This window comes from Thermogemmatispora sp., from assembly GCF_019683755.1.
GTDB lineage: Bacteria > Chloroflexota > Ktedonobacteria > Ktedonobacterales > Ktedonobacteraceae > Thermogemmatispora.
Genome location: NZ_JADGHT010000102.1, coordinates 1 through 13,432 on the forward strand (window position 1 = coordinate 1; position 13,432 = coordinate 13,432).

11 protein-coding genes are annotated in these 13,432 nt (G+C 57.4%); 6 read left to right on the forward strand and 5 right to left on the reverse strand.

From position 1 onward, the window contains the following. The 3 genes from IRZ24_RS09005 to IRZ24_RS09015 all read right to left on the reverse strand — a co-directional run. Positions 1–1,064, reverse strand: a 1,064-nt coding sequence (locus IRZ24_RS09005; protein WP_297162794.1) for a branched-chain amino acid ABC transporter permease, incomplete at its 3' end; no start/stop codon positions are given. Positions 1,065–1,106: 42 nt separating this feature from the next. Then, complete coding sequence (locus IRZ24_RS09010) at positions 1,107–1,979, reverse strand: branched-chain amino acid ABC transporter permease (RefSeq protein WP_297162797.1); 873 nt, start codon at positions 1,977–1,979, stop codon at positions 1,107–1,109. A gap of 145 nt (positions 1,980–2,124) precedes the next feature. Next, positions 2,125–3,492 carry an amino acid ABC transporter substrate-binding protein gene (locus IRZ24_RS09015; RefSeq protein ID WP_297162799.1) on the reverse strand — a complete coding sequence of 456 codons (1,368 nt, stop codon included), beginning with the start codon at positions 3,490–3,492 and terminating at the stop codon, positions 2,125–2,127. Positions 3,493–3,895: 403 nt separating this feature from the next. On the opposite strand from IRZ24_RS09015, the gene cobS reads away from it, so the two are divergent. Both cobS and cobU read left to right on the forward strand, forming a co-directional pair. Then, the gene (cobS, locus tag IRZ24_RS09020) at positions 3,896–4,747 is read left to right on the forward strand and encodes an adenosylcobinamide-GDP ribazoletransferase (protein ID WP_297162802.1); all 852 of its coding nucleotides are present in this window, start codon (positions 3,896–3,898) and stop codon (positions 4,745–4,747) included. Between the two features lie 45 nt (positions 4,748–4,792). After that, positions 4,793–5,422, forward strand: a complete 630-nt coding sequence (cobU, locus tag IRZ24_RS09025) for a bifunctional adenosylcobinamide kinase/adenosylcobinamide-phosphate guanylyltransferase (protein WP_297162805.1) — start codon at positions 4,793–4,795, stop codon at positions 5,420–5,422. Between the two features lie 56 nt (positions 5,423–5,478). Here the strand turns inward: cobU and IRZ24_RS09030 are convergent, their stop codons facing one another. Next, a complete protein-coding gene (locus IRZ24_RS09030) occupies positions 5,479–6,663 on the reverse strand; it encodes an MFS transporter (RefSeq protein WP_297162808.1) in 1,185 nt (394 codons plus the stop codon). A 191-nt stretch (positions 6,664–6,854) separates the two neighbouring features. Between IRZ24_RS09030 and IRZ24_RS09035 the strand changes: the two genes are divergently transcribed. Continuing rightward, positions 6,855–8,258 (forward strand): MFS transporter, encoded by a 1,404-nt coding sequence (locus IRZ24_RS09035; protein ID WP_297162811.1) that lies wholly within the window; start codon positions 6,855–6,857, stop codon positions 8,256–8,258. A 130-nt stretch (positions 8,259–8,388) separates the two neighbouring features. Further along, positions 8,389–9,162: a dienelactone hydrolase family protein gene (locus IRZ24_RS09040; protein ID WP_297162814.1), complete on the forward strand. Its 774-nt coding sequence runs from the start codon at positions 8,389–8,391 to the stop codon at positions 9,160–9,162. Here the strand turns inward: IRZ24_RS09040 and IRZ24_RS09045 are convergent. After that, a complete protein-coding gene (locus tag IRZ24_RS09045) occupies positions 9,131–10,339 on the reverse strand; it encodes a hypothetical protein (RefSeq protein WP_297162817.1) in 1,209 nt (402 codons plus the stop codon). The genes IRZ24_RS09040 and IRZ24_RS09045 overlap by 32 nt on opposite strands. Before the next feature lie 415 nt (positions 10,340–10,754). Here IRZ24_RS09045 and IRZ24_RS09050 point away from each other — a divergent pair, with 415 nt between their 5' ends. Together IRZ24_RS09050 and IRZ24_RS09055 are read left to right on the forward strand one after the other, a co-directional pair. Further along, positions 10,755–12,074: an MFS transporter gene (locus tag IRZ24_RS09050; RefSeq protein WP_297162820.1), complete on the forward strand. Its 1,320-nt coding sequence runs from the start codon at positions 10,755–10,757 to the stop codon at positions 12,072–12,074. A gap of 56 nt (positions 12,075–12,130) precedes the next feature. Next, on the forward strand, positions 12,131–13,147 hold the full coding sequence (locus tag IRZ24_RS09055) for a CapA family protein (RefSeq protein ID WP_297162823.1): 1,017 nt from the start codon (positions 12,131–12,133) through the stop codon (positions 13,145–13,147). Positions 13,148–13,432 lie beyond the last annotated feature (285 nt).

The following is a 13,432-nucleotide window of genomic DNA, read 5'->3' on the forward strand; positions in this document are numbered from 1 at the left end:
CGTCGCACTCCTTCCGCCAACAATTGCCGGCGACTCATGCCTGGGGCCAGCGGTCGGAAGAACTCCTGCCCGAGGCCAACCAGTCCTTTGGGAATAAAAATGGTGACAATCGCGATAGTCAGGCCCAACAGCGAATTATGGAAAGCTGAGCCACTGATCTGGAACTGGAAAGACAACAGCTCGAAGAGAATAGCGCTGATCAGCGGGCCGAGCAAAGTGCCAGCACCGCCAAGCACGGTCAAGAGGACCATCTCTACTGAAATGCCGACATCAAAGACTGTTGGGGGATCGAAGCCTGTTGACCAGTAGGCATAGAGGCCGCCGGCGAGCGCTGTAGGCACGGCACTCAGCACAAAGGCCCCTATCTTATACCAATAGGTTGGTATGCCCATCGCCTCGGCGGTCTCTTCGCTCTCTCGAATGGCGATCAGCGCATAGCCGGGCTTGCTACGCAGCAGATAGGCAGTTATCAGAAAGCAGGCCAGGGCCAGGAGCCAGAACAGGAAATAAAAGGCTGTGTCCGAAAGCTGCGGCAGAGGCAGCTCAACCTCTCCGCCGCTACCGCCAATGTTGCGAATGGCAGCCAGCTCGCGTGTCGCTTCGGCAATGCCTAAGGTCGCAATGGCGAAGTAGTGGCCGCGCAGGCGCAGGACGGGCAAACCCAAGAGGAAGGCTAACAGACCGGCTACTGCGGCGCCGATGAGGAGTCCAAGCCAGAATGAGAGACCGGCTAGCAACAAGAGTCCGGTGCTGTAAGCCCCGATGCCAAAGAAAAAGACATTGCCAAAAGAAGCGTAGCCGGTGAAGCCGCCGAGAAAATTCCAGCTCTGAGCCAGGATGGCGAACATCAGAATCAACGTCCATGTATGGAGCGTGGCAGCATCACCACTCAAAGGAATCAGGGCAGCCAGCGCCAGGATGATCAGGCCTGCCAATAGCGACCAGGGCCAGCGAGATCGTAATCCTGGCGGCGCGGGCTTCTGCTCCCTCGCCTCCCGCTCTTGCTGGGCAGGAGGCACAGGGCTGAACGATGAAGGTCTTTGCCGAAATCCAGGCACAGGCATGGTGCTTCCTCCCTTCCCTTCCTTTTCTTTGGCTGTGCACGTTCAGGCATAGAAGGCCTTGCCCAGGAGGCCACGGGGACGGAAGATCAGCACCAGGACCATCAGGGCGAAGGCAATAGCGTCGTCATAGCCGGGACCAATCCCGGGCAGCAGGGGAACAACGGTTTCGGCCAGGCCGAAAAGCAGACCACCTGCAAGAGCGCCCCAGGGGGTTCCCAGGCCGCCGAGCACGACGATGACGAAGGCTCGCAGCGTGAAGACGCCTCCCTGCGAGGGGTCAAAAGGATACAATTCCACTAACATCGCCCCGGCTGCGCCGGCTAGAGCCGCTCCAAGGCCAAAGGTCAGGGCGTAAATGCGGTCGATGCGGATGCCCATGAGACGGGCCGCGTCACGATCCATCCCTGTGGCCAGGATAGCGTTCCCTAGGCGGGTACGCTGCAGAAAAAAGCTCAGCGCGGCTGTCAGTATCACTGCGATCAAGGCCGCTAGCAGACGATCAAAGGGTATGTGCAGCGTGCCGACTGTCAATCCCAGGCCACTGTAGACCGTATTGATGGAACGTCGGTCGCTGGTAAACAGGAGCTGCACTACATCGGCGATCAGCAAATCAAGGCCGAAGGTTAGCAGGAACGTCACCAGAAATGGCGCCCGAATGACGCGATTGATCGCTCCATATTGCACAAGCCAGCCCAAGCAGAAGAGCAGGAGCATAGTCAGGGGGAGGCCGAGAAACGGATCGATGTGCAGCTGCGTAAAGGCCCAGTAGGCGGCGTAGGCTCCAACCAGGATAAAGGCGCCGTGGGCCAGATTCACGATGTTCATGATGCCCCAGACCAGCGAGAAGCCCAGGGCAACCGCTGCATAGAGACAACCCAGAAGCAGCCAATTGACGATAACCTGTGCAATCAGCATAACAGGTACCTCACTGTGAAAGCGAAGCCTGCGCACTGGCAGGCTTCCAACAGCTCAAGCATCCTCCCGCCCTGGCCTGCGGGCCCGAGCCATAGAGCGGCAAGCCATGAGCGAGGGAGCTTTTCAGGTTAGCAAAAGAGCTGCGTTAGCGCTGGGAAAAAGGAGGAGTTGGGTAGAGCAGCTGCGCGTTAGCGACCTCCTTGGGATAGACTGTCGCCACCTGGCCATGCTGGATCTGAATGGTGGCCATTGGCTTAAAGGTGTTAGCTCCTGTTGCGTCGAAGCGAATGACGCCATAGAAGGTCATAATATTGAGGCGAGCCAGGGCGTCGCGCACCTTCTGCGGGTCAATCGAACCAGCATTTTGGATAGCGTACTGGAATGCCAGGCCAGCGGCGGTGGACTCAGCGGATTGATATGATGGCTCGTGACCAAAGGTCTGTTTGTAGATCCGTTCGTAGTTAGCCGGTGTACCAAAGAAGTCGATGCCTTGATAACGCTCCTGGGGAGTCCATTGTGACGATCCCAGGACGTAGTTCGCATCGGGGCCAAGAGAAGTAATGAAATCGGGAGTGGCGGGTCCCACGGTGAAGGCATAGAGCTTGGCATTGATATTGAGCTGCTTACACTCCTTCATTGTTGTAACGGCCTCGCTTTCGTGGCCCGAGCCGAGAAGCATATCGGGAACAGCGCCGTGGGCTGAGGTTTTCAAGGCCGTCAGAATGCCTGTGAGGTCCGTGGCGCCTGACGGATAGGTCTGATAGTAAACGACCTCCATGCCATGACTGCTGGCAAAGTCACGAGCGGCGCTGGCGACCTCCTCAGAGAAGGAGTCGTTAGCGGAAATGATAGCCACGGTCTTCGGCGGATTCGGCAGGCTCAGAGCCGCTTCCAACATGACCTTTGCATATTCCGAAGCTGGACTCAGAACGCCGAAAATGTAATGGAAGCCGCGGGAAAAGATCGCTTTGGCAGCGCCATTGGCCTCGACCATCGGGATCTTGTAGCGCTCGGCGATGGCTTCATCCTGGAGGGTGGCCGAAGTGCCATAAGGGCCGAGGAGGAAATTGACCTTGTCTGCTGTAATCAATTGTTGGGTCAGTTGGGCGCTGCGTGTAGGGCTGCTGCCGTCGTCATAGTACTTGAGCGCAACCTGATAGGTGGTATTGCCAACTTTGATGCCGCCGTGGGCATTGACCTCCTTCACCCAGAGCTGGTAGCCTTCCAGGGTAAGACGCCCTTCAGTTGCAGTGGACCCCGTAAGCGAGATCGGGGCCCCGAAGAGCAGCGTGTTACTACTGCTGGCCGTTCCGCCGCAGGCAAGGAGCCCTGTGGCGCAGAGAAAAGCTAGCAGCACTGAGAAGAGAACAGTTGGCAGTGGGAGCAGCAGACGCGGTGGAACTGCTGCAATGGGGCGAAACGGTAGAGGCTGGTTATGTCCAGGCTGTGCAAGGTAACACTGCGGGAGGTGGAGGTAGCTGCAAATAGGTATCATGGCTTCTCCCCCCATCATTGGGTTCTCCTGGTGGCGCTGCAACCAGCACCGGCTACTTGAATGACCGGCGCTGCGCCTGGCCCGAGGCTGGGCGCATACAGCATGCACTGGAACAGGCAATGGCGGTTGACCCGATTCTTCAGCGCAAGTTGTCACTGCCTGACTCTCTCCTTGCAGGCCCTCATTGGCGATGCCAGGCGTGGGCGCTGTCTCCTTTGCTTCGCTGCGCTGCCTGTTCATTGCTACTATGCATCGCTGCGCTGGTCAAATGCATTGAACAATTTCTATTATAATAGGTCGGACAGCAAGCGGTAAACTGTTGATAGGCCAGCATTGACCGTTTAGCCACCTATCGTCAGTTAGCTCATCAATAGACTCTGTACTTTTACAATGCTGTCTGCAAACGAGGAGGAGGAAAGAGATGCCCACGCGCTCCGATGATTCGCAGGCCGGTCTGGCTCTACACCCTCTATGGCGGTTGTGGACCCGGTTGGGCCGTTTCTGTCTCCAACAATATGCCGAGCTGGTCGCGGCGGTCCAATTTCTGACGATCCTGCCCTTGCCCGGTCGCAGTCTACTGATGAGCAGTAGAAGAGAGAAGGCCGCGCTCATCGTGGGGAGCATCTATTACCCCGCGGTTGGCCTGATCCTGGGGGCAATACTCTGTCTACTAGCGGGAGTCCTTGCTCAGCACGTGCCCTCACTGGTGCTGGCCGCGTTGCTAGTGATTGCTGGAGTCATGCTGACGGGAGGCCTGCATCTGGATGGAGTAATGGATAGCTGCGATGGCCTATTTGGTGGCATTGGGCGCGAACGGCGCCTGGAAATCATGCACGACAGTCGTGTTGGCAGCTTTGGGGTTCTTGGAGCCTTCACTCTACTGCTGCTGCGTTTCGCTATCTTTGCCAGTTTGCCTCTCTGGGGCTTGCTGGCGGCGCTACTGGTAGCGCCTGCTCTGGGACGTTGGGCAATGGTGCTCTGTGGAGGTCTCTTTCCGGCAGCGCGTCCTGATGGCTTAGGAGCGGCCTTTCACCAAGCGATTACCCTGCGTCATCTCTTACTGTCTGGTCTCAGCAGCGTACTTATTGCCCTCCTCTTCGCTCATCTCATCGGCCTGCTCGTCTGGTTTCTCTGCAATCTCCTGGTACTTTGCCTGGGCCTGGCTGTGACGCGCTCGCTCGGTGGCCTCACAGGCGATATTTGCGGTGCCCTCGGTGAGATTTGCGAAGTATGCGCCTTGCTGCTCTTTCTCCTGATGCATGTGACTCTGTAGCGAAAGGCAGTGCGCGTCATCAGATCAGAAAGGAGAGTGTTCCTGGTGGTAGCAGAACCTTCCCAGAACCAACCTGTGATTGATCAGCTCATCTTTATTCTCGGGGGAGCGCGCAGTGGCAAGAGCCGCTTTGCTCAGCGTCTGGCCACAGCCAGCGGAGGACGTGTCGCCTTTATTGCCACGGCCACGGCAGGTGATGAGGAAATGGCTGAGCGGATTCGTCGCCACCGTGCCGAGCGTCCTGCAGACTGGCATACATTCGAAGAACCTCTACGACTAGCCTGGGCCATTCAGCGTGCGGCCAGAGTAGCTGACGTCCTGCTCCTTGATTGCCTGACCCTGTGGCTGAGCAATCTTTTACAGGCTCACGAGCGATCTGCGACCGAGATAGCTCCTCTCAGCCCTGAGCTGGAAAGGCGTGCCCTTGGAGAAATCGAACAGTTGCTGCAAGCGGCGCGCGCTCTCCAGCCTCGTCAGCGGCTCATTGTCGTCTCTAACGAAGTGGGATTAGGCCTTGTACCACTCTCCCCACTAGGGCGAGGCTACCGTGATCTGCTTGGCCTGGTGAATCAGCGTCTGGCTCAGGCTGCCGCGCGCGCCTATCTGCTTGTCTCTGGCCTTCCTCTAGACCTTAAACGCCTGCAGGCTGATGGTCTAGGCCTGCAGGCCACGTAAGCCCAGAGCGAACCTGGTTGCTAGCTCTATCCCTGGACAGCTTATTAGAACAGCGCTCAGGCCATCCGGGCGGCTTGCCGCAGCCGGCGGCTGGCAATCACAAAAAAGGGAATGGCCAGGATCTCGGCGAGCAGGCAAAAGGCGATTGCTAGCGGTAGCGCCAGGCTGTAGAGCAGACCGATCAGGGCACTGCCGAGAAACCAGCTGATTCCATACCCGGCGGTGAAAATCCCATAGGCGGAGGCGCGGCGCTGACTCGGGACCATCAGGGCCACCGCGGCGGGGATCAGCGACTCATGAACACCCATACCCAGGCCCCACACTACTGTACCAAGCAGGGCCAACCAGAAGTTGCCCAGGAAAACCAGAGGCGCGAACAGCGCTGCTGCTCCCGTCAGCGGAATGAGAAGGCCCAGGCCCAGGCGATCGAAGAGTCGACCGCACAGCAGCGAGCCTAAGCCGCTGCTTCCCATTGCAAGAGCATAGAAGACCGGTACAAGCGTGGAGGGCACGCTGGACACACGGGCAAAGTGATAGGCGATCAGAGGGAAGTCTGCGAACCCGGCGGCCACCAAAACGGCCCCGATCAAATAGATCCAATAGGTCGACGACAGTGCTTGTGGAGCGACTACCGATGCGCTGGCCTCCAGCTCATGAGGCCGGGGGTAGAGCAGGCGTGCGAGCAAGAGAAGGAACAGTGTCAGAGCTGCACTGATCGCCAAAGAGGCAAAAGCCAGGCGATAGTTGCCCTGCCAGGCCAGCACGGCTGCCACCGCCAGCGGTCCCAGCAAGGCCCCGAACTGGTCGAGAGCTTCATGCAAACCGAAGGCCCAGCCGTAGCCCATCTCGCGAGCGGCCTGTGAAAGCATGACATCGCGTGGCGGATTACGGATAGCCTTGCCGGCTCGCTCGAGGACAATCAACAGCGCAGCCAGGGGCCAGCTACCAGCCACAGCCAGCAGGGGAACAGAGACCATCTGCACCACGTAGCCCGCAATAGTCACGGGCCAATAGTGGCCGGTGCGATCACTGAGAGGGCCAGAGATAAGGCGCAGGCCATAACCGAGCAATTCACCCAGTCCGGTGATCGCCCCGATCAAAGCCGCGCCAGCGCCGAGCAAAGCAAGATAAGGGCCGAGGATACCCCTCGCCCCTTCATAGGTGAAATCCGCAAAGAAGCTCAAGATACCGATCAGTAGCACGAAGCGAAAGGCTGCCTTTTTCAGTGCCAGGTTGTGCATAAGTGATCTCTTCTTCCTCTTCTCCTTGCCAAGCAGGCGAAGAGCGAACAAACAGATACCGTTGAAGAGAATCCTTCCCACTGCAGAGGCTGTCATGAACATAAATAAGTATGCCACGGCTGGCGGAGGAAAGGGAACGGACGATTTGCCATCCGAGCGGCAGCCAGCCTATAATGAAAGGGCAGCCGCTCATGATGGAAGCAAGCACCATCTCCTTTCCGGGCAATCCTCATCTCTGGAGCAGAGCATTGAGACAGATACCGGCTAATGCAGAGACCCGTCCCATTTCTCACTGGCGCGTGATTCTCTGCTATCTGCTGCTTACGCTGGTCGGGTTTAATCTCCGATCGGTGATTCTGGGGGTGCCTCCCGTTCTGCCGCTAGTGCAACACGATCTTGCCCTCTCATATTTTGAGGTGGGACTCCTGACGGCGCTGCCGCCGCTGACCCTTGGCGCAAGCGCCTGGTCGCTCGGCCTCGTCATAGAGCGCCTTGGGGAGTGGACCTGTGTGGCGCTGGGCCTGCTGCTGCTCGGCCTGGGGGCGATCCTGCGGGCCTGCTGGCCCTCATCAGTGACCCTCTTTGGCTTTACACTACTGCTCTGCCTCGGCATCGTACTGGCCCAGACAGCCGTGCCATCACTGGCGCGGCACTGGTTCCCGCATCAAGTCGGTCTAGTAACGGCTCTTTTTAGCGACGGCCTGATTATCGGCGAAGCATTAGCCGCGGGCTTGACCGTGCCTCTCATGCAGCGCTTCTTTGGACCTGGCAATTGGAGGGCTTCCTTTATTTTCTGGGGAGTGCCTGCGCTTGTCCTGCTCCTGGGCTGGCTGGCTCTGGCGCCGTCTACGCCACTGAACTGGCGTCGCAAACCAGATCAAGCTCCTCAACCGAGAGCGGTCCGGCCATCAGGGCAAGAAAGACGGACGGCGGCAGAGAAAAAGGAGGCTGGGAGACGTGTCAACGCCTGGCACCTGGGTATTTTGCTTGGCGGAGGTAGCCTGATCTATTTTGGTATGAATGCCTGGATTGCCTCGTATAACGCGGCCTTGCAACGAGCAGCACTCACGCCGCTGGCCCTGGGTGTGCTCAATACTGCTCAACTGCCATCAAGTCTGCTAGTGACGCTGTTCGCCCAGCGACTGGCGGGGAGGCGCTGGCCTTTCATTGGTGCAGGCCTGGTCTGTGCCCTCTCGCTTATAGCCTGGCTGATCTCGCCGCCTGAGCTGGAAGCCGTCTGGGTGGCCCTTATTGGCGCCGGTTCCGCACTTGTCTTCACACTAGGGGTAGCGCTTCCCGCCTTGCTAGCCGCACCTGGCGAGGTCGCTCGTCTGACCGGCATGACCCTCTCGCTCACCTATGCTGTAGCCTTTGTAGGGCCACTCATTGGCGGTGCCCTCTGGGATCTCTTCAAGCTGCCGGCCCTGGCGTTTCTCCCTGTCTTGATCGCCTGCCTGTTACTAATAGTGCTGGGGGCCTTGCTACCCGAGCGCCCTCCAAGAGCAGAGGCGTCCATTGTGACAGCGAGCAGTCGGATTGATCTGGCTGGTCATAGTGCTGATCAGGAACAGTCAGCACCGCCGGCCGCTTCCTAGCGCGCTGGTAGTGGGAGCATAGCCCATCGTCATGGCCTGCTGACATCGGTGCCCATTGCAATCCTTGCCTGATGCGCTATGATGATGAAAGACAAGGAACCAGAGATGAGCAAGGGAGGCTATTCACACGATGTGCTACGATGACAAGGCCCGTCCCCCTGTCCCGGAGGGAGCGGATGGGCAAGCTCAGGGGGAAGACCTTATCCTCACAGCGGCGGATGGCAACCGTTTTGCTGCTTACTTTGCCCGTCCCGCAGCTCCTACAGGAGCACAGGTCATCATCTACCCCGATGTCCGTGGTCTCCATCAATTCTACAAAGAGCTAGCTTTGCGCTTTGCTGACATTGGCATTGCCGCCATCGCTCTTGACTATTTTGGGCGGACAGCCGGATTGACTGCGCGTGACGATTCTTTTGAATTCTGGCCCCATGTCCAGCAACTCAAGCTGGAGAACTTCTTGCTGGATGTAAGAGCCGCCCTTGACTATCTACGCAAGCATGCCAGTGCCGAAGGAGCGACCTTTCCCGTTGGGTTCTGCATGGGTGGCAGCTTAACCATTCTCTCGGGCTGTGATCGCTCTTTCGGCTTTGCCGGCCTGATTGCCTTCTATGCAGGGCTAAGCCGGCCTATTGCGGGCGATGGCACGGCGCTGGAGCGGGCTGATCAACTGGCCTATCCCCTGCTAGGCCTCTTCGGAGGTGCTGATCAAGGGATTCCTGTCAGCCAGGTGCACGAGCTAGAGGAAAAACTGCGCCGGCGTGGCCTGGAGCACACTATTCACATCTATGAGGGAGCACCTCATAGCTTCTTTGATCGCCGCTACAGCGAATATGCTGAGGCCTGCGCCGATGCCTGGCAGCGTGTGCGCGATTTTATTGCGGCCCATAGCCACAGCCAGGCATAGGCGCTGGTCTCTCTTCTGCCTTTGTCATTAGCTCTGAGCTTCCCTGCGTGGTTGCGCTAGCTCTGTCCAGCGCAACCACATAGGGAAAGCGTAGCGCTTCTTCCAGACTGCCTGTCTGCCGATAGCATTCGATCATCTGATGTGCAGGCGTCCGGCGTTGTTCCAAAAGCGTGAAGAGCGGCCTTAGTAGTGAACGATCAGTGTCTGTTGGCAAAGCCTGAGCGGCTGCAGTCAGCACGTGCTGTGCACCCTCAAAGATCTCCTCATCCTCGAAGCCGCGCAAGGCAGCGCGTTGATGGAGGACGGCATCAGGGACGATGGCCCGTCCTAGCAAAGTATCATCGAGGGTCAGGCCCTGGAGCAGGGCCAGCAGCGCAGCGTAGAGCGAAAAATCCGCGCAGCTATCGCAGGCTTTGAACTCCAGGCGCCCGACCTCGGCAGGGAGACGCGCCAACTTCGTCAGCGAAGGGCTGCTATAGATCAATTGGGTCTCATCGGCGATAAAGACAAGCACCGCCGGACGCTGACCAGTGCGTAAAAACGTACGCACCGAGAGGCCTTCCCAGAGCCGGCCCTCATAGAAAGGCGAGCTGAAACTGAAAGGCACAATATAGGGGCTATAGTAAGTCAGTTTACGCCCGTGATCAATGAGCTGCTCTGTGGACCAGGCTGCGCACGAGAGGCTGAGATCAGGGCCGTAGGTCAGAAAGGTCCCAAGCGTCGTACGGTCTTCTGGCGAGCGGTCAAGCAGCCGCCATTCATAGGGATTGAGTGGGGGATCGAGAATGAGACAAGTCCGGTAGGGGTTGTAGCTCGTCAAGACAGGGGTAAATCCATGTTGAGCGGCCACCTGACAGAGCAGAGCGAAGCTCTCTTCTAATTCCTGGAGAGCCCCCCGAATGTCAGGATGAATGGTCGTCCTGATTTCTATACCCTTGGGAAGGCAGGTGAGCCACTCGCCCTGAGGGCTGAGACGCTCGAAAGCTTCAAGGTACCAGCGCTTGAGGCGGATACCGGCATCACCGATCCGGAGCGCCTCTTCATCGCCGGGATAGAGTGGCAGCTCATCAATTACGGCTTGAAGCAGGCTATAGGGGGTTGAGACGAAATCCACAAAACTACCCTTGTGGTCGAGAAATGCCACCTCATGTTCAATACCAAAGCGGAAATCGCTCATTTATCTCATCCCTTGCTTGAAATACAGGCGGAGAAAGAGCCAATCGGGAATCGCCCTAGCGTGGAGAGGAGAAAACTCCCCCCAGTCCACCAACCGCTTGGAGGGGAAAGTTTGCTCTTCCCCTGCGGCGGCACAAGGACAAGGAACGATCCCAAATCTGAGTAAGCAACTCAGATATTAGCATGGCCTAACATCGACGTCAAGGGGAAAGGCACTTCTGGCGTAGAGCGTAGTACGAGAATATGCCATTGTAAGATACACAAGAGCAAGTAGTCAATGGATGGAAAGCGAGCAGGCTCTTCTCCCCTGCCTACTTGTCCTTGCCTAGGAAAACGGCATATAATAAAGCGTCTGCCCTTGTGGAGCGCCGCTAGTAAGCGTGAGCAGAGGGCGGTGATCAATACACAGCATACCTATGACTGAGAACAATCGGTACCTATCGCAACCGACATCGTTCCTGCGGCGTTTCACCACGTCTGTTCTCGCTAGCCCTGGCTTTCGCAACCGTACTCTGCTGGCGATCTCCTTTTCTGTACTAGGGGCCTATATAGGCACAGCGATGATCAACCCTGTGCGTGTCCTCTATGCTCAAGCGCATGGGGCCTCATTACCAATCATTGGGGCTATGGCCTCGGCCTACCTTGTTTCTGACTTTCTCTTTGGGTATCCGCTAGGTTGGCTTGCTGACCGTTGGGGACGCAAACAAGTCATGATAGTGGGCTTAGCCGTTCAGGCGCTGCTCTCGGCCCTGTACCTACCCATCTCCGACCCGTTTCTCTTTGTAGTTTTGCGTTTCCTAGAGGGAGTCGCGGCGGCGGGTCTGCTTCCAGCCGCGCGAGCACTGCTGATCGATGCTGTACCGATTGAGCAGCAAGGTGAGGCTTTCGGCATTTTTAACGCTTTCTTCAATTCCAGCTTCCTCCTAGGGCCAGCGCTTGGAGGCCTGATAGCCACCTTTGGTTACAGCTGGGCTTTTATGGGGGCTGTCTTTATTCGCCTGGTGGGCATCATCCTTGTGATGTGGCTCATCCGCGTTCATCCGGTCAAGCGTTCCTTGCCTCCTGCGATAAAAAAGCGGCCTGCTGTAGGCAGTGTCTTCAAGGAGTTATTTACCTGGCCGCTGCTGGCTGCCTATCTAATAGCCTTTGGCGACTATCTATACTTGGGCTTTGATCTGACGGTGACGCCTCTCTGGATGCATGATCACCTATATGCATCCGTTGCTGTTATTGGATTAACGTACACAGCTTGGGCCATACCTAACACTATTTGCTCACCGATTGGGGGCAAAGTAGCTGATCGTCGGCGGAGATCCTCTCTGATCCTTATCTTCGGTTTAGCTCAAGTTCCCCTTTACCTCGCCTATGGTCTGCTAAGTGCGGCCCTCGTTGTCCTGCTCCTCTTTGCTATCCACGGGATCGTTTATGCCTTTATCCAGCCGGCCATTGATGCCCATTTAGCAGCCTTCTCTGGAAGTCATGTGCGGGCGCGTATTCAGGGCCTCTACAGCACTGTCGGCCTGATAGGAGCCTTTATCGGCAGCAGTATTTTCATCCCTCTGTACCTGATAAACTTCCGTCTTCCCTGGTTTGTCATGGGACTGTGCTACGGTCTCTGCGTGCTCATTGGAGGGCTAATCATTCGGAGCCGAGAGAACAAGGAACTCTGGCCTTCTCAGGAAGATAGAAGGGTCCACAGCGAGGGAGCGGCCTCGCCTGTAAGCTTTCGCCCCTGATGACTGCCGAATGACTTTGACCCTTACCCTCACTCTGTGAGTGGAGGAAGAAGAACATGGAGGCACCCTTTGAGCCGGCCAGACGGCTGCGACTCGTATTCCTTGGCGACGTCATGCTAGGGCGGCTAGTGAATCAGGTGTTGCAGCAAACCGGGGCAACTTATCCCTGGGGCGATACCTTGCCGCTGCTGCTCCAGGCAGATACTCGTATCTGTAATCTGGAATGCGTCCTTGCTGACGTAGGAAGCCCCTGGACACTGACGCCAAAGATCTTTCACTTCCGCTCTGATGCGCGCAACGTTGCAGTATTGCAGGCGGCGCATATCGATGTCGTCTCCCTGGCGAATAACCACACGCTCGACTTTGGCTATGAGGCCCTGCTGCAGATGCTTGCGGTCTTACGTCAGGCCGGCATTGGTTTTGCTGGTGCCGGGGCCAATAGCGCAGAGGCCCGACAGCCGGCCCTTTGGGAGGTAGGTGGAAGGAAACTGGGACTCCTGGCGCTCACGGACAACGAGCCAGCCTGGGAGGCCGGCCCTGAGCGACCCGGTATCTGGTATATGCCAATGACCATGAATGATCCACGCAGCGCTGAGTTATGTGCAATTCTCAGGGCTGTACGTCCTCAGGTCGATTGGCTGATCATCTCCCTGCACTGGGGAGGCAACTGGGGCTATATCCCCCCAGTTGAGCATCGAGCGTTCGCGCATGCTCTCATTGAAGCGGGAGCAGATATTGTTTATGGTCATTCTGCTCATGTAGTGCGTGGTATCGAGATCTATCGAGGGCGTCCTATACTCTATAGCTGTGGCGATTGGGTCGATGATTATGCCGTTGATCCCCATGAGCGCAACGATCTCAGCTTCCTCTTTAGCCTCGAGATTATTGACCTCCAGCCTACACGCCTGCTGCTCTATCCGACAGCGATCCGCGCCTTTCAGGCCCGCAGAGCCTACGGCTCTGATCGGCAAGAGATTGTTACCACCATGCAGCGTCTCTGTGCTCAGCTAGGAACAGCAACGCGTTGGGTAGAGTCAGAGGGCTGCCTAGAGATTGTCATTGCGAAGACCTGAAGATTGCCGGGAGGCCGCGCTGAGGGTGCGCTGAGAGCACGGCGCTGGTCCTAGTGCTTATAGACGTGTGCTCGCCTCGTCCAGCGTAGCCTCTGCAGGCTAGCTGGTCGATGTGACTCAGCCATTGTGTACCACTTCTGTCTCAGCCAAAGCCTTCTTTACCCATATTTTTATAAGCACCTGCACCCGTTCGCTACCTCAGATCGCTATCCTCTTAAACAGAGTGTAGGCCAGTATGTGACTGCAATGATCCACATACTGTTTGTCTCTCCTGTGGAGGAAGGA

Coding starts and splice junctions, on each gene's coding strand:
- IRZ24_RS09010 (WP_297162797.1), bottom strand. CDS start 1,979: ATGCTGATTGCACAGGTTATCGTCAATTGGCTGCTTCTGGGTTGTCTC.
- IRZ24_RS09015 (WP_297162799.1), bottom strand. CDS start 3,492: ATGATGGGGGGAGAAGCCATGATACCTATTTGCAGCTACCTCCACCTC.
- cobS (WP_297162802.1), top strand. CDS start 3,896: ATGCCCACGCGCTCCGATGATTCGCAGGCCGGTCTGGCTCTACACCCT.
- IRZ24_RS09030 (WP_297162808.1), bottom strand. CDS start 6,663: ATGCACAACCTGGCACTGAAAAAGGCAGCCTTTCGCTTCGTGCTACTG.
- IRZ24_RS09035 (WP_297162811.1), top strand. CDS start 6,855: ATGATGGAAGCAAGCACCATCTCCTTTCCGGGCAATCCTCATCTCTGG.
- IRZ24_RS09040 (WP_297162814.1), top strand. CDS start 8,389: ATGTGCTACGATGACAAGGCCCGTCCCCCTGTCCCGGAGGGAGCGGAT.
- IRZ24_RS09045 (WP_297162817.1), bottom strand. CDS start 10,339: ATGAGCGATTTCCGCTTTGGTATTGAACATGAGGTGGCATTTCTCGAC.
- IRZ24_RS09050 (WP_297162820.1), top strand. CDS start 10,755: ATGACTGAGAACAATCGGTACCTATCGCAACCGACATCGTTCCTGCGG.
- IRZ24_RS09055 (WP_297162823.1), top strand. CDS start 12,131: ATGGAGGCACCCTTTGAGCCGGCCAGACGGCTGCGACTCGTATTCCTT.